The following is an 18392-nucleotide window of genomic DNA, read 5'->3' as shown; positions in this document are numbered from 1 at the left end:
GATGCAATTTCACGCTATCCATTTACAAGATATTGATACCCTACGTTCATTAGCTATACGTACATATACAGACGCTTTTGCTCATAAAAACAAACCTGGTGTGTTAGAGAAATATGTGGTATACGCTTTCGCGAAAGCGCATTTAGAAAAACAACTTTTAGCACCAGATTCTTATTGGTATTTTTTGAAACAAAAAGATACGATTGTTGGCTATCTCAAACTAAATGTAGGGAATGCACAAACAGAATTTCAGGATAAAAACGGACTTGAAATTGAACGTATTTATATAGATTCTCCATACATAAGTAAGGGATTTGGAAAAAAAGCAATAGATTTTTCGATTTCTGAAGCACTTAAACTGGAAAAAAACTACATTTGGTTAGGCGTTTGGGAAGAAAACCCAGATGCAATTCGATTTTATAAAAGGTGTGGTTTTAAGATCACTGGCACACATCAATATGATATGATTGCCGAAATTCAGACAGATTACATCATGCAATATGATCTTACATGAAAGAAAAAGAAATAGAGTGTATCTCTGTATTTGATATGCTAAAAATAGGCGTAGGTCCTTCCAGTTCTCATACATTAGGCCCTTGGCGTGCAGGACGTCGCTTTATAAAAAAGCTCAAGGAAGAGCAACTGTTTGACAGTGTAGATCGTTTACATATAGATTTATATGGGTCTTTGTCCTTAACAGGAAAAGGACACGCCACAGATGTTGCGGTAATGATGGGGCTTCTGGGAACCGACCCGCAAACGTGTGCTATTGATGCCATTCCTACAACGATTGAGAACATCAAGACCACAAAAGAAATTGCTTTTAATGGAGAACACGTCATTCCTTTTGATCCCTCTGAATCTATAAAATTCAATCGTGAATTTTTACCATTTCATCCCAATGGAATTACATTTAAAGCATATATAGGAACACAAATCATAGAAGAGACTTTTTACTCTATTGGAGGTGGTTTTGTTGTACAAGAAGAACGAAAACGTTCCGAATTAAAAACACATCAATTCCAATGCTTTCCCAGACCTGTCGAGCTAGCAACAGATCTTCTCGCTTATTGTAAAAATGAAAACAAATCGATTTCAGAAATTGTTTTTGAAAACGAATTATATCTCAACACCGAAGAAGAAATTAACGAACGTCTCAAACAGATATGGGATGTAATGTTAGATTCTATGTATACAGGATGTCATACAGAAGGAACCCTTCCAGGCGGACTCAATGTACGCCGTCGCGCTTATGACAGTCATCAAAAATTACAAAAAGGTATTTCATATACTGATAAATATGAATGGATCGAAGCCATTCGTGGTACAGAAGTACGCTTTCGCGAAATTTTAAAATGGGTGTCTTGCTTTGCTTTAGCTGTAAATGAGGTAAACGCCTCCTTAGGACGTGTTGTCACAGCGCCTACCAATGGAAGTGCAGGTGTTATTCCAGCTGTAATGATGTATTATATGGTGATTGAAAATCACGATGCCAACTTTGAAGACATTCGTAAGTTTTTACTTGTTGCTGGAGAAATAGGAAGTCTCTTTAAAAAAGGAGCTACCATCTCTGCCGCTATGGGTGGATGTCAAGCAGAAATAGGCGTTTCTAGTGCTATGGCAGCAGGAGCGCTTACAGAATTGATGGGAGGAACACCAGAGCAAGTACTCATGGCTGCAGAAATTGCCATGGAACATCACTTAGGTCTTACCTGTGATCCTATAGGAGGTCTTGTACAAATACCTTGTATAGAACGTAATGCCATGGGAGCTATTAAAGCGATTAATGCCTGTGAAATGGCATTAGATACAGATGCTGCCAATGCTAAAGTACCTCTTGATAAAGTCATAGAAACTATGTGGCAAACTGCACAGGATATGAATACAAAATATAAAGAAACTAGTGAAGGAGGACTTGCTATTAATGTAGGAATGGCAGATTGCTAAATTGTTAATTTATATCTAGATGGCGCAACCCATTTATCTATTCGACATCTAGAGATAAACACACCATTTGAAAACTACATTTTTCACCATTGTACTCACCATCCTATTGAGTAACTCATTAATTGCTCAAACAGAAGATATTGAAGATACAAAAGACACTTCTAGTAAATTTACGTATCCCGATGCTTATTTTACATTTGACCCTATAAATACCTTTGTTCCTGTTCCCTTACCTAGGCTTAATGTGGGGTATTTTATGCCCATTTCAAAATCTGACCGATGGCGTATTGGTACTTCTGTAGGGTACGGAGCAAAGCAATTTTCTATTTATAGTGAGGTTAGAAAAGATGATTATCGCTTATGGGAAATACGACCTCAACTTATTTATCACTTAAAAAGAGGTACGCGTGTTAAAGCATTTTTCTCTTTAGAACTCTTTTACATTAACCATACAGAAACTAGAGAGAATAGTAGGTTTAGACCTGAAAGTGATTTTCCACTTATAGGTATAGGTCCAAGTTTTGATGAAAATACTATTGGTTTTGATCAAGCAGATTATAGAAGAATAAAATATGGATTCACCATAAACTACGGGGATTATATTCGATTTTCAGATAGGATAGGATTACGCTCTAGTGCAGGTATTGGGATACGTATAAAAGACAATCAATATTCGAATATCTTGAATCCCCAATCTAATGATTCTGATAGCTTTGTAACTCCATATTTTCTTAAAGAAGGCGTATCTGTAGGCGCAGAAGTTCATCTCTCATTTAGACTATACTTTACAACGCGTAAAAAAGACAAAAGCTAAGGAATATACACTCCTTAGCTTTCTATCAAAATCAAACAAACTTCAAAATATTATATTGCTACAATACCTTGTGTATTTGTATCAGGCAAATTGTTTGACTCTTCTGATATAAGTTCTAACGATTGCCCATTAATTCTATAGATTCCAATGGTTCCATCTAATCCGTAGAGTTGGTATAAGAACTGTCCATCATCAGAAATCCACATATCAATCCATCCTTCTGTAACTGCAAATGCATCTGGGCCATTATCTGCTCCTCCAGTTCCTGTTCCTTGTGCTGCCGTTTGATCTAGTAACGTCACTACTCCATTATCAAAACTATATGCTGCTAGACCTGCTTCAATCGCATTAGATACAAAGAACGTATTTCCATCGGCTGTAAAGTCTAACCAACAAGCAGTTCTTCCTGTATTATTTTCTCCAGATGCTACATCAAGACTTATAGGTGTTAAGCTACCATCACCTTGTATTTGCCAGGTAGATACTGAGCCATCTTGTAATGCTGGGAATGCAGGTGGTGTTCCATCTGGTTGAAACTCTCTTGCTTCTGTAACTACCACATAATTGTTTCCTACGATTTGGAACCCAATAGCAGATGGTAAATTTCTACCTTCTGTATTATTTCGTAATGTAGAAGTAGCTGTCGCTACCGAAGATGCACTTAATGTTCCATCTCCTCCTACACTGTATACTGTTAATTCATCTTCACTTCCTGATCCTAAGGCTGAAGCTCCTGAGTTGATCGCCGCTACTAATAACCATTGTCCATCTGGTGAAAACTGAACTGCAGATGGGCGTACAGGAAGATCTCTAGTCGATCCTGGTATCGCTTGTAATGATCCATCTTCTAATAACCAATATCCAGTTACAGTACCTTGATGCATAGGTTCTCCTCCAGCTAAAAACTCTGGACGTGTAATATTAGAAACATACACGAGTCCTTTGGTTCCCGCAACTGTTACTTGTCCTGTTGTTGCAATACTATTAGGTCCTATAGCTCCCGTATCTAAAGGATCGCCTGCTGCTTCTAAAGAAAAATCGGCTGCGATATTAAAAGAAGTAATTGTGTTACTCCCTGCATTTACAGCAAGTAAATTTTCATTATCATCTGTTTTGGTAAGTGCATAAGCAGAAATTAATGGATCGAGTCCTTCCCCTCCATCATAATCACCTCCATTACCTCCTGTAGCAAAGGGTCCAATAGGTGTAAGCGAACCATCATCTGCTCTTCCATAGGCTATAATTGTATTAGGGCCTTGTACATTTCCTGCTACTTGCCCATCACCATTAGTCATTGCATAGACGGCTCCTACAAAGTTTGCTGTATCATCATTGTCATCATCATTATCATCTTCTCCAATAACAATAGGAGTATTATCATCGTCAGAATTACATGAAACAAAAGTGATAGATAGTGCTAAAAATGCAATAAGCATTATATTGATCTTTTTCATTTTCTTAGTATTTTAATTTTTGATTTGTTGATTTATTTTACAGTAAAATTTGGCCAGAACTACTATAAAACATTCACAAGAAAACGTTTGTCTCTTGCTCTTAAATTAGTGTTAAGAAGATTTTCCTACTTACGGTATCAAAAAATGAAAAAATACTATTTATGAGATTAGATCAGTTTAAAATTTATATAAAATACTAATAACCAAGTGTTTACAATTAAATGAAAAATAAAATGAAGTCATTAAGAAATGACGTATTGACATTTTTAAAATAAAAATTTAACACATTTTAACAATTTAAAGGTGTAAAAGCTTCATGAAGTTGTGTAAGCTATCTTACAGAAATTAAAACAGCAACGTCAATTTTATAGATAATCTATATACAAGAATAAGAAAAAGTGATGTTTTAGCCACGTTTAATACCACAGCCTTCCCGATCTCTTGTATCTACGATATAAAAGATCTTCCAAACGCCATCTCGTTTAAAAAGCTGAAAACTATTGGTCCCACAATGGCTTAATTCTCCATTTACGTAAAAGGAATAGGGTGTCCATACATTTGCCATGGCCATATTATCGTCAATTTGCACTTTGTAACTTTTAATACGCTCTTCAAATTGAGTTTCATCTGGAATAGAACAGATAGATGCTAAGAAGCCACTAAAGTCTTGTTTGCTTAATACAACTTCGCCAGTTCTATTCTTTCCAATAGATTGCATAAGTATTTTTTCATGAACGACACTTTTAATAATAATAGAGTCTTGTTTATGAAAACCTTCAAAAAAACGTTCTACCAGATGTTTTACTTTTGTCTCTTCTGTTGTAAGTGATTGATTTTGCGCTATGGTAATTTTCGCGAAAGCGAAAAAAACAAGCCCAAAAATCATTCCTCCAATAATATATTTCCCCCTCATAAGAATCATGATTAATATAGCTATGTAATTTACTACTTTTGTAGGATAAAACATAACTAAATGTCTGTCGCAAAAAAAGAATATAAACGTATTACTGTTAAATCTCTTACAGAGATGAAAAATCGTGGGGAAAAGATATCCATGCTTACTGCCTATGATTATACCATGGCAAAGATTGTAGATGGTGCTGGAATTGATGTCATACTCGTGGGTGACAGTGCGTCTAATGTAATGGCAGGTCATGAAACTACGCTTCCTATTACACTAGATCAAATGATTTATCATGCTTCATCTGTAATACGTGCTATAGATCGTGCGCTGGTGGTTGTAGATCTTCCTTTTGGTAGTTATCAAAGTGATCCGAAAGAAGCATTACGCTCTGCTATACGTATTATGAAAGAAAGTGGTGGTCATGCTATCAAAGTAGAAGGAGGTAAAGAAATTAAAGAAAGTGTAAAGCGTATTTTACATGCTGGGATTCCTGTAATGGGACATCTAGGATTAACGCCGCAATCTATTTATAAGTTTGGAACCTATACCGTTCGTGCAAAAGAAGAGGCTGAAGCTGCAAAATTGAAAGAAGATGCCTTAATGCTTGAAAAAGCAGGATGTTTTGCTATTGTACTTGAAAAGGTGCCTGCAAAACTTGCAAAAGAAGTTGCAGAAAGTTTAACCATTCCTATTATAGGAATAGGTGCTGGTGGTGGTGTAGATGGACAAGTACTTGTTACGCATGATATGCTTGGAATGACTCACGAATTTAATCCTCGTTTTTTAAGAAGATACTTAGACATGCATGCAGAAATGACAAAGGCTTTCAAACAATATGCTACCGATGTCAAGTCGCAAGACTTCCCTAATGAATCTGAACAATATTGATTTTTTTCCGCTTACGCGAAAAAGAAACAAGATTCAAAAGATGCAAGAACCAAGAGTATTTATAATTACTTATGAATCACTATCTATTTTCTTACGGAACCCTTCAAAAAGAACAGGTCCAATTAGAAACGTTTGGGAGATTATTACACGGAACTGAAGATGCACTCGTAGGGTTTCGATTAGAAAAAGTACTGATTAAAGATCCTAACGTTGTTGCTCTAAGTAATGAACCTTATCACCCTATTGCAATACCTACAGGAACTAAAAAAGATCTTATCCATGGTCTTTGTTTTAAAATATCTGTACAAGAACTTGAGCATGCAGATACGTATGAAGTAGCTGATTATAAGCGCATAAAAACAACATTACACTCAGGAAAAGAAGCCTGGGTGTATATAAAATCTTATTAATATCTTATTTTTTATATCATTTAGTTAGGAATCCTAATTAAATAATATATCTTTGTACCATTATTAATTATAAAACTAAAATACAAATGAGTAAAGCCACTTTTTATCACGCAGGATGTTCTGTATGCGTTAGTGCAGAGAGCGATGTTATTAACTTAATTGGAGAAGAAAATCTAAATATTGTAGATATCGCTCAAGACAGAAGTAGAATTCCAGAAGCAGAAACCGCAGGTGTACAGTCTGTACCTGCATTAGTAACTTCTAATGGAAATGTATTACACATCAATTTTGGTGCTTCTATGGCCGATGTAATTGGTTAATTTTTAAACTATATAGTTAGGATTCCTACCTAAAAGAATCCTAACTATGAATATGTATCATTATGAAAACAACAACTTCAGTATGTATTGCCTTATTCTTTGTCGGCATATCTGTATTTGCATGTACAGATAAAAAAGAACCTTATAAAAATGATGATTTTGCAATTACTAACGTAGCTGTCACACATCATACCGATTTACAAATGACTGTATGGGAAATTACGGTAAAAGGAAAAGCTGGGCATACCACTCCTATTCCTGTGGGACAATTGGACGGAGCTCCTGTATTAGCCTATGTATTTCCTACTACATTAAAGCCAACTGATGTTGGTTTTAATGACACCGAAGGGATTGTAGCACTAGGTCTTACCTCACATCCTGATTTTGATGACACCCCTTTATGGGATGAAAATAAAGATAAAATTTTTGATAATGACGGAATTATATGGCATCCACATTGGGTAGTCTTAGTTCCAGACGATCGTGTAGAAGGTGGTCTCGCTGTAAAACAATTTAAAAAAGGAGATACGAGTGTGATCCTCCCTCTTACCAATCCAGGAATGCCTATGTATATGGATTCGCCAGGCTATCAAGTAATCACTACCGGAAATACCATCAAAGTAATGATTCCTGATTATAGAATCGGTACTACTACATTTTCATATGATGGCGTTACTTCCCTTATGAAGGTAAACACCAGTATAGAAGACAAACCTTTATTAGGGGTATATGAAGTATATGGTGTCGCCAGCGGAGATCTCTCTTTACCTTATAAAGTAACTCAAAATTAATCGTATGAAAGTAAACGTTTGGGATACCTATGTCCTTAAAAAAAATGGAACCTTAATGCATTTTGATATTCTGGTTCCCATAGAAACCTCAGAAGAAGATACCGTCTTCCAATATGGTGATGACTATCTAAGTGACAAAAATGTGCATATCCAATCATTGAGTGCTTCAGAGTGTCGTTTATGTCATATGGAAACAGCACCGCCTCAAGTGATCACTTCTATTCAAGAAAAGGGATATCACATTATAGAATTACAAAATTGTGATTAATATCGCATCATATAATTAGGATTACTAACTTTGCCTATAACACATACATCATTATAGGCAAAGTTTGCTTATGAAAAAAACAATATTTAACACCGCATATCAAGACGACATTGCTAATAAGGTCGTGGTAGGATTAGAACGTATTTCTGAAGCATTTAAAGTATTGCTTTGGGAACACGCAAAAGTAGTAGGCTTAAGCCCTATTCAAATACAAATCGTACTGTTTGTCGCACATCACAAGTTAGAGATGTGTACCGTAAGTTATCTTGCGCAAGAGTTTAATATTACAAAACCTACAGTGAGTGATGCCGTAAAAGCCTTACTCAAAAAGGAGCTCATTCAAAAGAAAACGGCCTCTACAGATAGTAGAAGTTATGCCATTGCGCTCACTAAAAAAGGAAACGAACTACTCCTGCAAATAGAAAATTTTGCACTTCCTGTTAAGCATCAACTAGAGCATATAGATGAGGATGAGGTAAAACAACTGTACCATACCATTACCAAATTAATTTACGGACTTAATAAAACGGGGATTCTTAGTGTACAACGTAATTGCCATAGCTGTGCTTTTTATGAGAAAAAAGGAAAGGGGCATTATTGTAACTATCTAAAACAGCCTCTAGAACATCACGAAATTCGTTTAGATTGTCCTGAATATGAAGTAAAACCTACAGGAACCTCAGTTTAATACTTTATGACACATACGCATTCTACACCTACAAATTTACAAGTGATTTATGAAGACAATCATCTGATTGTGATTAATAAACGAGCGGGAGATATTGTACAAGGTGACAAAACGGGTGATGCACCATTAAGCGAGGTTGTCAAGCAATATATTGCCAAAAAATATAACAAACCTGGCGCTGTTTTTTTAGGAGTTGTACATCGGTTAGATCGTCCTACGAGTGGAATTGTGGTGTTTGCTCGCACCAGTAAAGCACTCACACGTCTCAATAAATTATTCTCCGAACGAAAGACACAAAAAACCTATTGGGCATTGGTCAAAAAGCACCCTTCGCCTGAAAAAGCAACGCTGACTCATTATTTAAAACGCAATACAAAGCAGAATAAAAGTTACGCTTTCGCGAAAGCGGTGCCAGATTCAAAAGAAGCAAGTCTTACCTATCGAGTGCTCAAAAAACTAAAAACTTTTACGCTTCTTGAAATTGATTTACACACTGGAAGACATCATCAAATACGAAGTCAACTGACAGCTATAGGAAGTCCCATACGGGGAGATTTGAAATATGGTTTTGATCGTTCTAATAAAGACGGAAGTATTAGTTTACATGCACGTAAACTTACGTTTGTACATCCCGTACAAAAAGAAGAAATGACATTTGTAGCTCCTGTACCTAAAGATGATGTCGTTTGGGAAGCGTGTGAAGGTTAAGGCATTAAAACGGGCCCAATCCAAACTAACCAAATCATATAGCCTAATACACCTCCTATAAATCCTGCGCTTATAAAAGTGAATCGTACGGGTGTAGGAAGTATTTTAAAAATTACATAGGTGGCAATTCCTAAAGCAATAAGCGCTAATGGTAAAGAAATGCTTCCTTCCCACCAACCTAAATATCTGGAAAGTACAAGTTCATCACTATGACCTCCAAAAGGATTAAAACCGCCTTTAGCTATAGATCGCATCAAACCAGTCACAGGATTTGCGAGTTGTCGCAACCAGAACAAAGAAATAAATACAAAGATCCAGTCCTTTAATTTCATTCCATATTCTCTTATACGCCTTCTCCAACTACATAGAAAAGCAAAACCAACAGTCCCTGAAATAGTAGTTTGTAAAGGACCTCCAAGGGTAATGAGAAATGAACTGATTTTAAGTTTTTCAACAAGTGTATCTAAGCGTTCTTTCTCTGGAAAATCACGATTAGATGCGATCGCCTCCTGATTCCGAGCTGCAATAGTATCAAATTCTATAGAGAAAGGACTATCGTAATAATTCATATACCCATATCCCAAATGGGTTTTATAATCAAACGCTTTCGCGAAAGCGATATGACCCAACTCATGCGTAAGCGTACCAACAATCGTAAACCCTATAAATCCAAGTAAGATCCATAAAGCCAGTTTTGGATATATATGTAAAGAAATATACTTTTTAAGCATCTATAAAGATTCGTACCATCTTCATAAAGATATAAAGAATACATTTTGTAAACGCTAATTATCGTTTAATCACACGTCTTGTAACGCTAGTTTGTCCAGTTTCTATGGTTACAAAATACACTCCTTTTGTATAGCCAGATACATCTACCAACGTATTTCCGCTTTCTATAGTAGCTGTATATACTTTTTGTCCTGTCATACTATATACAGTGGCTTTGGCGCCTATAATAGTAGGTGCAACCTGTAATGATAATGTATCTCTTACTGGGTTTGGAGAAAGTTGTATACGCGTCGTTATTGCTTCTTCTGTTATAGACAAGGTAGGATCTTGAAAGACACGTACATAATCTATTTCTAAAGCACTTTCTGTAAAAGAGTCTAGAATTTCTGGTAATATCGCAACATTCAATAAAAGATATTGAGGGGCATCAAAAGGCCACGTATTGGCATTTTGCACGGACGGTTCATAGATATAATGCGTTGTACCATCTACACTAAATACCATACGATCTGGAGTCCATTCTAATCCATAAATATGAAATGCAGAGGAAGCGGTAGCAATCGTTTGTCCTCCTTTATTTACCGTATCTCCGAAGCTAGAAGGCGTATGCATAGCACTTTGCACATAGTTTTGATTAGTTCCCCAATGCTCCATGATATCGATCTCTCCACAAGCTGGCCAGGATACTTCTCCATTGGTTTCATACCAGTAACCACCAGGTTCTGTAATATTCTGTCCTAAAGTCCACATGGCAGGCCATGTACCGATGCCTATAGGTAGTTTTGCACGTATTTCTACATAACCATAGGTAAATGCAAACTTAGAGTTTAATCGTGCTGAGGTATGGGTTTTGGTAGATCCTTGATCTGTAAATATTTCTTTTTTGGCAACTATTTTTAAAGTACCATCACTCACAAAAGAATTCTCTATACGATTGGTGTAGTGTTGTATCTCTCCGTTATACCAACTATTACCATTAGGTAACAGAGTTTGATGGTGCCATTTTGTTGCCTCAATAGGTCCCGCAACATTAAACTCATCAGACCATACCAATTCGTAATTGCCTCCTTGTGCAAACATAGGTAGACTCATACAACTTATAAAAAATAGAAGAATAAAGGTTTTCATAGCATCTCAATTACTGAAGGAGAAAGATACAATAATAGCACCCGTTTCCCTTAAAATCTACCTATACATGAATACAACATTCTGCTTCATTTTATAGTTTTTTACAAAAATTCTCTTCTTAAGTTATAAAATGAAGTGTTACAAGTATACGCTTTAACGTTTCACTCTCCCTTTGGTCATGGATCTCACAGGCTCGATTTCGCGAAAGCGTATAAAAAACATTAGCATGTAGCCATTGCTATGTAGTTACGTTATAATATCACGTTTCTATACTAGCAGGCCATTGATGAATTAAAGGTGAATTTCCATCACTATAATCTACAATAAACTCACCGATATCACCTCTAAATGCTTCTAGTGCTTTATTTCTAGGGTCATCTTTATCTGGAAAATATAGGTTGGTATCATTTCCAAATAATGGTAATAATGGTTCATAAGGAGCAGAAAAAATAAAAATGTAATAGAAGGTCATCATAGAACCTATGGTGCCTGTATTAGGCAAATAACGTAATACATCTTCTGTGGTAAATTTCTTATCATCTGGTGCAACGATAGCTGTTTTTTGAAGACAAGGCGGATAATTTGATACAAAAGATAAGGCAGGTCCTAATGATCTCATTTGTCTAGAGTTTCCATGGGCTACTACTCTATATATTAAACTAACGAGTACTGCTTTTAGTTCTCTTTTACTACTCATCATGGGTAAACCTCTTATATTTCCTTCTTCAGGATCTGAAGCAGCTTCTATCCAATTTTGAAGTTCTTGATCGTTAGAAACATCTTCATCGGTAGCATAGGTAGTCTCTACAAATACAGTTGCCATTTTATCTGAAGTCTCCCACAATTCTAATAATAAACCTGCAATTGGAAAACGGTCCCAATCTTCTTTATCAGAAAAGTCTTCTTTATGAATTCCAAACTTCGCTAGCGTCACTTTAGGATCATCATCAAAAAATTCTCTTCCTGTAGCAAAAGCATTGGTGAGTTGTAAAAAAGAATCGGTGGTTGCAAATGACGTAGGAGGTCCTATTTTTTTCCATAATAAGAACAACGCATCATTAAAACCTATGAGATAATTAGACTGCGGATCTAGTAATTTTCTAAGATCATGATCTTTGGATACATTATTAAACATAGTCATTTGCATAGAGGCAGATACAATATGCCAATGGTATACATGGCCTAACCATATACCATAAACCGTCACCGCTGTTCTTGCTGCAGACAGTGCATAAATCCACGTGGCATCTGTAGTGTTTTCTTGTGTATATATTTGCGAAGCACTTGTGTCTTTCTTTGAGATTTGAACACAAACAGGTGTTAATTCCTTCGTGTTTTTATCTTGTTTTAAAAGTACAAAAGCGCCAGGGGTCCATCTATCAAACCCTTCTACTTGACTTGCCTCAAACTGATTAAAAATCGTTAAGTCTATTGCGTATAATAATCCATCTGCATGAATAGGTTCTAAAAGATCATCCCATTGATTAGAGAATACGCGCTTTACTTTTTCTAAAGTAGCTCCTGCTACCTTTTGAAGAATTAATAAATTATAAGCCAATCCATTTTCGGCAATCATAGGCCAAAACTGTTTTGTGGCGGTTTTAGCATCTTTTAAAATAGCAGCATATTCTTTTTGGTGATTTTTAAGCCCTTCTCTATGGACATTGTAATAGTTCGTCCAAGAGAGACTGAAATCTTCCGGTTTGTCTAAGAAAAAAGAAGTGAAGGCTTCTTCTTTAGTAGCATGTTTAGGGAAAGATGCTTTTTCTAAATGAGCATCTAGAAGTGTTTTATTTAAAAACTCTTTTTCATCAGAACTTCGTAATCGTTCTAAAAGCTCTTCTCTATCTTCTTTTGAGACATCTATTTCTTGAGTATCATACATAAAGGTATAGGCGCTTTGCGTCACACCTTGTATGGTATAATCATTACTCAATCCCGCTTTTGCCATTTTAAATTGTTCTCCTCGTAATCCTAAATTTATGATGGATTCGATGGTTTCAGAAATGATAAAAGGAACTGCCGGCATTGCCGTTAATCCTTTTTCTCTAATGGGTAAATGATGTACTTTTTCAATTTCTTTTACTAGTTTTTTTATAAGATAATATCCTATAAAAATTACTGTAATAACTCCAATAAGCATTAGAATGTACTGCCAAATTTCCATGGTTATATAGTTTAGAAGACTAAACTACACCACTATTCCGTTGAAAAACAGCGTATATACACCTATTTTTCAATAATTTCAGTAGATAATTAAAATTCAAAAGTCATTTCACAGCTCTTCGGCTCTCTACTACTACACTCACTAAAATAAGTGCACCACCAATAATGGTTCGGATGCCTGGTATTTCTTGTAAAAAGAAAATACCCAATATGATTCCATAAATAGGTTGCGCACTACTCATTAAACTAGCCGTAGTGACTGAAAAATGTTTAAAACTAGATAGAAATAAGGTATGCCCGATGGTCGTGGTAAGTAACCCTAGTAATGCTAGATATGGCAATTGTTCTTGTACCGAAGGCCAATTGACATCCATAAATAGTGCAGGAATCAATAACACCGATACTATCATAATTTGGTACCACATTAAAATAGTGCCTTCATATTTCTGTACTTTGGTTTTCATAATCAGGTTACGCAAAGCATAACAAAGCGCTGAAATCACTCCCAAAATAATAGCCAATGTTGCATCACTTTCTAAACTGAATTCGGGGGCCAATAAGTACAATCCAAACAATACTAAAATGGCTAGAAAAATATGTATGGGGTGAAATTTTGTTTTGAGAACTAACGGTTCTAATAAACTTGTAATGACGGGATAGGTAAATATGGAAAGCATACCTATCGCTACGTTAGATAACTGTAAGGCATAGAAATATAAAACCCAATGTGCTCCTAATAATATACCTCCAATCAAAATGGCTTTACGATCCTTAGTATCAATATGCCATGAAGATTTACGCCACAAAATAAAGAGCCCTAAAAATACTGCTGCAAAAATACCCCGTAAGGCAATCGTAAGTTCTGGAGGGAGTTGTATGTATCGTCCTAAAACACCTGACGTACTAATAAATAGCATGGCCAGATTAATTTCTAGTATAGGACCTAAGGTTGTTTTTTTAGTCATCAACTACTCTGTCGTATTTTATTCACTTTTTATGCATCGCTTCGCTCTCCCATACGGTCGTGAATATGCCTGTTGGTAGACAGGTCTCACTAGTTCGATTTCGCGAAAGCGGAAAAAAACTCATTTCTATAAATTTAATCTTTATCAGATGCATATATTTTATCCCATGCTTTTCTAGTCATAACTATTAATTGCTTTTCCTTCAGGATAAATATACTCACATAAGAATCAGAAATAACGGTATGTTGCTTCCAAGTCACATAAGGTTCATAAAGCATTAGAGTACAAATATCGGTTTCTGAAATAATAGGATATTCTTCTACAATATGATTATGCATTACTTGTTCTGTCTTATTTTCTTCACTCCCATAAGAATAAACAAGTAATGAATTATGAACTTTTGATTTTGAGATTAATGTATCTTTTTTATCAAATTCAAATTTGTAATCGTTTCCTATAAGTACTTGACCAGATAATTGAGGCCCTGCTATACTATACACTGTTACTTTATTATCGATTAGTATAGGAACAAAATTCCAACCTACATTTTCATAGAAACTAAAAAATTGGTCTTCATTATTCTGAACTAAATCTCTTGCTTGATTTCTAGTTTTTAACAATCGCTTTTCTAGTACTGTCGCCTTTCTAGGTACTGTATCCAGTGTATATACCTCTTTTAATTCTAAAATTTGAGAATACTTCAACTCATAAAGTATATTTATATCTTCAGACTGATCGTAATAGATAGCTATTGTCTCATCACCATCTGTGTATGATAAGTATCCACCAAGATTAGGAGTAGCACGCAATTCATCTCCTAATACGTCTGTACTATGCCAAGATGCCAATTCAGATTTATAGAGTTCCATAGCAATGGCCATGGTTTCTTTTTTTAAACGTTTGATTTTCTTTTTCTGCCCAAAACAAGTTGTGGTAACTAACATTGTAATGGCTACTAGTAAAATTCTCATAGTGCAATTTCATGGATTGATTATTCTTCTCAAAAATAAAAGCACTATTATTTTCAAAAAACAACCAATGAGTAAACATTAGATATCGATTAGGTAACTAGAAGTATAGGGATTGTTTTGAAACGAAGTGTATTTTCGCGAAAGCGGAAAAACAATGATTTATCGCATCAAGGCTTTTGCTTTTTCTTTAATTACCTCGGCAACAGGCCTGTCTTGAATTTTACTTTCCAGCCATGACAATACATCCAGATATAAAAAGGCTCTACGCTCATATGGATCATCTTCATAGACCTTTAGTTTCTTATACAATCTCTTGAAAGCTCCTTTGAGTTCATGCGGATAAATATTCTTGAGTTCTTGTACAAAATTGATCATCTCTTTCTGCACCTCATGGAGATCATCCATCTTTAATAAAAACTTATAGGTACTGCGAAGTAAGGATTCTAAATGATAATCTTTTGCCGCTTCATAATGTGCAATAAGATTTAATAACCTCGCAAAACACATCAAATCCTGTCGTGTTTTTAAGCTCTTTGCATTAATAATCTTAGAAAGGTATTCAATACATTTCGTATAATTTTCTGATCCAAAATAAAGACAGGCTATTTTATAGTAAAATACCATAATATGATGTTCATCTATACGGTATTTTGGAGAGGCAATCCCGTCCATCACCTCGGTAATTAATCCTTCAAAATCTTCATAATCACCCACCATAAAGCGATGATTCAACTTATTGCTGTAGATATATAAGAATAGTAAGGTGTCTAAGTTATCCCCTTTCGGGAAATTTGAATCTTCTTGAAGCCCTTCCAGACGTTGTAATGCTTCATCAAATTTGGCGCTCAACTTCAAATAAAACAAAGACTCTAATAAGTAATGTTGCCCTTTTAAAAAGAATACTGGATTCCGTTGTATCATCGTAGGGTTATCTTCAAATAGCAATACCCATCGTTTTGAATATTTATAACAGGATACAAAATCTTGTATTAGAAAATTATACCACAAATGTGCTTTATATAACCAAAGTTTTTCTCTAAACCCTAAACTATCATAGTCATAATCAGGCATTGTTTTATCAAAATAATCTTTGATTTCTTGTCGTTCTTCATCACTTCTTACATAGCCTGTACGTAACATCATTCCATATAATTCTAGCGATATATTAGAAAGTTTGCTTGTCATCACATTGGCTTCACTCAATTCCTTAGACTGTGTAGAAAGCTCATCAGCACGCGATAATATACTTCTTGTGATATACTGTGTTTCAATTACTTTTTCTAACTCTACGATTTCATACGCTATATTCTTTTCTTCATTTTCAATCGCCATGAGTTTGGCTTTATCCAATACTTTAAGACTTTGTTTGTAGAGGCCTTTTTGATATAATATGGTTGCAAAATCTAACTGCTCTCGTATTTGTACTCTAATATTTCTATGCAATGGCGTGAGTCTAAGACTTACAAGAATTTGTCTGTACAAATGGGCTTTGAGATTTGATAACTGTAATTTGGTAACAACGCCTTTTTTAATAATGACTTGTTCGTCATAAGATGACATTTTATCAAGTACGTCAAAAAGTGCCATAAATTTTGCATCTGTATTTCGTTCTAATCTTCCTACATACAACTTGAATTGTCGTTTCTCGCTTTTAGATAACGATTTTACCAACACAAAAAGAGCGTCACTTTCTTCATTTGGCGTTGTAATGATTTTTCTCATAAAAATCTATAATACAGATACTTAAAATAATTAAAAAGCAATTTAACATCGTAATAATCCATGTTTTCGACATCGCTTAGCTGTCTCCAATATATATATTCGTAATTAAAAACAAATCATGTCCAGAGATAAAATTCAAATATTTGATACTACCCTTCGAGATGGAGAGCAAGTACCAGGATGCAAACTAGCAACAAAAGAAAAATTAATTATTGCTGAGCGTCTGGACCTTCTGGGCGTTAATGTCATTGAAGCTGGATTTCCAATTTCTAGTCCAGGTGATTTCACATCTGTAGAAGAAATTGCAAAACTTGTTAAGAATGCAACCGTATGCGGTCTTACTAGAGCCGTCGAAAAAGATATTGAAGTTGCTGCACAAGCCTTAAAGTATGCTAAATACCCACGTATTCATACAGGTATCGGAACTAGTGCTTCACACATCAAACATAAATTTAATAGTACACCAGAAAAGATCATAGAGCGTGCTGTAAAAGCAACTGCCTATGCAAAAAGCTTTGTAGAAGATGTAGAATTCTATGCAGAAGATGCTGGACGTACAGACAATGAATATTTAGCCCGAGTACTAGAAGCTGTCATCAAAGCTGGAGCTACTGTTTTAAATATTCCAGATACAACAGGATATTGTTTACCTGATGAGTATGGTGCAAAAATGAAATACCTACGTGAGAACGTTAAAGGCATTGAAAACGTCATCTTATCATGTCATTGTCATAATGATTTAGGATTGGCTACCGCAAATTCTATTGCTGGCGTACAAAATGGTGCCCGACAGATAGAATGCACCATTAATGGTATCGGAGAGCGGGCAGGAAATACTTCCTTAGAAGAAGTGGTCATGGTACTAAAACAACACCCGTATTTAAACCTAGATACCACGATCAACACCCAATTATTATACGACACAAGCCAGATGGTGAGTGAAAAAATGGGAATGCCTGTACAACCTAATAAAGCGATTGTAGGTGCCAATGCATTTGCCCATAGTTCTGGGATTCACCAAGATGGGGTTATTAAAAATCGTGAGACCTATGAAATTATTGACCCGGCAGATGTAGGCGTCACCGAAAGTGCTATTGTATTGACCGCGCGTAGTGGTCGTGCTGCACTTGCGTATCGTTCTAAAAAAATAGGATATGAATTGACGAAAGACCAATTAGATATTGCGTATACTAATTTCCTATCGATTGCCGATCGTCAAAAAGAAGTGCAAGATCAGGACATTCATAAAATTATGGAAACCGTTAATATTCAGGCGGGGGTTTTAGCATAAACATGGGCACTTCGATACAATTTTACAAGATCTTTTCACTAAACGTTTAAAAATCTTATAAAATCACTCAGTGACCTTAAAGTAATAGTAATAAATAAATAAATAAATAAGATCAGGTGATTGAGTGATTTTAAAACGTAATGAAATGAAGGTTTAAAATAATATCGAAATCACCGAGTATTAAAACATAACAATAAAAACAGATGATTGAGTGATTTAAATACA

The 18392-nt window shown here is 35.4% G+C and carries 19 protein-coding genes; 11 read left to right on the top strand and 8 right to left on the bottom strand.

Going from position 1 to position 18392, the window contains the following annotated elements; genetic code table 11:
• Position 1: 1 nt before the first annotated feature.
• From CHB80_RS10380 to CHB80_RS10370, 3 genes are all read left to right on the top strand, one after another.
• Positions 2-514 (top strand): GNAT family N-acetyltransferase, encoded by a 513-nt coding sequence (locus tag CHB80_RS10380; protein ID WP_089371405.1) that lies wholly within the window; start codon positions 2-4, stop codon positions 512-514.
• A complete protein-coding gene (locus tag CHB80_RS10375; RefSeq protein WP_089371404.1) occupies positions 511-1947 on the top strand; it encodes an L-serine ammonia-lyase in 1437 nt (478 codons plus the stop codon). The genes CHB80_RS10380 and CHB80_RS10375 overlap by 4 nt, the downstream gene beginning before the upstream one ends.
• A gap of 67 nt (positions 1948-2014) precedes the next feature.
• Complete coding sequence (locus tag CHB80_RS10370; RefSeq protein WP_089371403.1) at positions 2015-2761, top strand: hypothetical protein; 747 nt, start codon at positions 2015-2017, stop codon at positions 2759-2761.
• 50 nt (positions 2762-2811) lie between these two features.
• Here CHB80_RS10370 and CHB80_RS10365 read toward each other — a convergent pair whose 3' ends face one another.
• Together CHB80_RS10365 and CHB80_RS10360 are read right to left on the bottom strand one after the other, a co-directional pair.
• Positions 2812-4215, bottom strand: coding sequence for a lactonase family protein (locus CHB80_RS10365; protein ID WP_143337099.1), 1404 nt, complete (start codon positions 4213-4215; stop codon positions 2812-2814).
• Positions 4216-4621: 406 nt separating this feature from the next.
• A complete protein-coding gene (locus CHB80_RS10360) occupies positions 4622-5128 on the bottom strand; it encodes a nuclear transport factor 2 family protein (protein WP_229746833.1) in 507 nt (168 codons plus the stop codon).
• Between the two features lie 60 nt (positions 5129-5188).
• On the opposite strand from CHB80_RS10360, the gene panB reads away from it, so the two are divergent.
• From panB to CHB80_RS10325, 7 genes are all read left to right on the top strand, one after another.
• Complete coding sequence (panB, locus tag CHB80_RS10355; RefSeq protein WP_089371401.1) at positions 5189-6007, top strand: 3-methyl-2-oxobutanoate hydroxymethyltransferase; 819 nt, start codon at positions 5189-5191, stop codon at positions 6005-6007.
• Between the two features lie 71 nt (positions 6008-6078).
• Positions 6079-6417: a gamma-glutamylcyclotransferase family protein gene (locus CHB80_RS10350; RefSeq protein WP_089371400.1), complete on the top strand. Its 339-nt coding sequence runs from the start codon at positions 6079-6081 to the stop codon at positions 6415-6417.
• Positions 6418-6503: 86 nt separating this feature from the next.
• A complete protein-coding gene (locus tag CHB80_RS10345; RefSeq protein ID WP_089371399.1) occupies positions 6504-6737 on the top strand; it encodes a thioredoxin family protein in 234 nt (77 codons plus the stop codon).
• A gap of 62 nt (positions 6738-6799) precedes the next feature.
• Positions 6800-7528 carry a hypothetical protein gene (locus CHB80_RS10340; RefSeq protein WP_089371398.1) on the top strand — a complete coding sequence of 243 codons (729 nt, stop codon included), beginning with the start codon at positions 6800-6802 and terminating at the stop codon, positions 7526-7528.
• A 4-nt stretch (positions 7529-7532) separates the two neighbouring features.
• On the top strand, positions 7533-7796 hold the full coding sequence (locus tag CHB80_RS10335) for a DUF2024 family protein (RefSeq protein WP_089371397.1): 264 nt from the start codon (positions 7533-7535) through the stop codon (positions 7794-7796).
• 70 nt (positions 7797-7866) lie between these two features.
• Complete coding sequence (locus tag CHB80_RS10330; RefSeq protein WP_089371396.1) at positions 7867-8484, top strand: MarR family winged helix-turn-helix transcriptional regulator; 618 nt, start codon at positions 7867-7869, stop codon at positions 8482-8484.
• A gap of 6 nt (positions 8485-8490) precedes the next feature.
• Positions 8491-9192, top strand: coding sequence for an RluA family pseudouridine synthase (locus CHB80_RS10325; protein WP_089371395.1), 702 nt, complete (start codon positions 8491-8493; stop codon positions 9190-9192).
• On the opposite strand, the gene CHB80_RS10320 is transcribed toward CHB80_RS10325, so the two are convergent.
• The 6 genes from CHB80_RS10320 to CHB80_RS10295 all read right to left on the bottom strand — a co-directional run bounded on the left by CHB80_RS10320 (position 9189) and on the right by CHB80_RS10295 (position 16876).
• Positions 9189-9923 carry a hypothetical protein gene (locus CHB80_RS10320; RefSeq protein ID WP_089371394.1) on the bottom strand — a complete coding sequence of 245 codons (735 nt, stop codon included), beginning with the start codon at positions 9921-9923 and terminating at the stop codon, positions 9189-9191. The genes CHB80_RS10325 and CHB80_RS10320 overlap by 4 nt on opposite strands.
• A 58-nt stretch (positions 9924-9981) precedes the next feature.
• A complete protein-coding gene (locus CHB80_RS10315; protein ID WP_089371393.1) occupies positions 9982-11052 on the bottom strand; it encodes a family 16 glycosylhydrolase in 1071 nt (356 codons plus the stop codon).
• A 259-nt stretch (positions 11053-11311) separates the two neighbouring features.
• Positions 11312-13219, bottom strand: a complete 1908-nt coding sequence (locus CHB80_RS10310; RefSeq protein ID WP_089371392.1) for a lipoxygenase family protein — start codon at positions 13217-13219, stop codon at positions 11312-11314.
• Positions 13220-13322: 103 nt separating this feature from the next.
• The gene (locus CHB80_RS10305) at positions 13323-14183 is read right to left on the bottom strand and encodes a DMT family transporter (protein ID WP_229746831.1); all 861 of its coding nucleotides are present in this window, start codon (positions 14181-14183) and stop codon (positions 13323-13325) included.
• Between the two features lie 134 nt (positions 14184-14317).
• Positions 14318-15154 (bottom strand): hypothetical protein, encoded by an 837-nt coding sequence (locus CHB80_RS10300; protein ID WP_089371391.1) that lies wholly within the window; start codon positions 15152-15154, stop codon positions 14318-14320.
• A gap of 159 nt (positions 15155-15313) precedes the next feature.
• A complete protein-coding gene (locus CHB80_RS10295) occupies positions 15314-16876 on the bottom strand; it encodes a hypothetical protein (RefSeq protein ID WP_089371390.1) in 1563 nt (520 codons plus the stop codon).
• Positions 16877-16994: 118 nt separating this feature from the next.
• Between CHB80_RS10295 and CHB80_RS10290 the strand changes: the two genes are divergently transcribed.
• A complete protein-coding gene (locus tag CHB80_RS10290) occupies positions 16995-18167 on the top strand; it encodes a 2-isopropylmalate synthase (protein WP_089371389.1) in 1173 nt (390 codons plus the stop codon).
• Positions 18168-18392 lie beyond the last annotated feature (225 nt).

The organism is Dokdonia pacifica (assembly GCF_900188275.1).
Taxonomy (GTDB): domain Bacteria; phylum Bacteroidota; class Bacteroidia; order Flavobacteriales; family Flavobacteriaceae; genus Dokdonia; species Dokdonia pacifica.
Note: the sequence above shows the minus strand (reverse complement) of the source record. Positions and strands in the feature narration are given on the sequence as shown.

Bases quoted from the DNA above. Each gene is read 5' to 3' on its own strand.
- CHB80_RS10375 (WP_089371404.1), top strand. From the start codon at position 511: ATGAAAGAAAAAGAAATAGAGTGTATCTCTGTATTTGATATGCTAAAA.
- CHB80_RS10365 (WP_143337099.1), bottom strand. From the start codon at position 4,215: ATGAAAAAGATCAATATAATGCTTATTGCATTTTTAGCACTATCTATC.
- panB (WP_089371401.1), top strand. From the start codon at position 5,189: ATGTCTGTCGCAAAAAAAGAATATAAACGTATTACTGTTAAATCTCTT.
- CHB80_RS10350 (WP_089371400.1), top strand. From the start codon at position 6,079: ATGAATCACTATCTATTTTCTTACGGAACCCTTCAAAAAGAACAGGTC.
- CHB80_RS10340 (WP_089371398.1), top strand. From the start codon at position 6,800: ATGAAAACAACAACTTCAGTATGTATTGCCTTATTCTTTGTCGGCATA.
- CHB80_RS10305 (WP_229746831.1), bottom strand. From the start codon at position 14,183: ATGACTAAAAAAACAACCTTAGGTCCTATACTAGAAATTAATCTGGCC.
- CHB80_RS10315 (WP_089371393.1), bottom strand. From the start codon at position 11,052: ATGAAAACCTTTATTCTTCTATTTTTTATAAGTTGTATGAGTCTACCT.
- CHB80_RS10320 (WP_089371394.1), bottom strand. From the start codon at position 9,923: ATGCTTAAAAAGTATATTTCTTTACATATATATCCAAAACTGGCTTTA.
- CHB80_RS10360 (WP_229746833.1), bottom strand. From the start codon at position 5,128: ATGAGGGGGAAATATATTATTGGAGGAATGATTTTTGGGCTTGTTTTT.
- CHB80_RS10290 (WP_089371389.1), top strand. From the start codon at position 16,995: ATGTCCAGAGATAAAATTCAAATATTTGATACTACCCTTCGAGATGGA.
- CHB80_RS10335 (WP_089371397.1), top strand. From the start codon at position 7,533: ATGAAAGTAAACGTTTGGGATACCTATGTCCTTAAAAAAAATGGAACC.
- CHB80_RS10330 (WP_089371396.1), top strand. From the start codon at position 7,867: ATGAAAAAAACAATATTTAACACCGCATATCAAGACGACATTGCTAAT.
- CHB80_RS10295 (WP_089371390.1), bottom strand. From the start codon at position 16,876: ATGAGAAAAATCATTACAACGCCAAATGAAGAAAGTGACGCTCTTTTT.
- CHB80_RS10380 (WP_089371405.1), top strand. From the start codon at position 2: ATGCAATTTCACGCTATCCATTTACAAGATATTGATACCCTACGTTCA.
- CHB80_RS10345 (WP_089371399.1), top strand. From the start codon at position 6,504: ATGAGTAAAGCCACTTTTTATCACGCAGGATGTTCTGTATGCGTTAGT.
- CHB80_RS10300 (WP_089371391.1), bottom strand. From the start codon at position 15,154: ATGAGAATTTTACTAGTAGCCATTACAATGTTAGTTACCACAACTTGT.
- CHB80_RS10310 (WP_089371392.1), bottom strand. From the start codon at position 13,219: ATGGAAATTTGGCAGTACATTCTAATGCTTATTGGAGTTATTACAGTA.
- CHB80_RS10325 (WP_089371395.1), top strand. From the start codon at position 8,491: ATGACACATACGCATTCTACACCTACAAATTTACAAGTGATTTATGAA.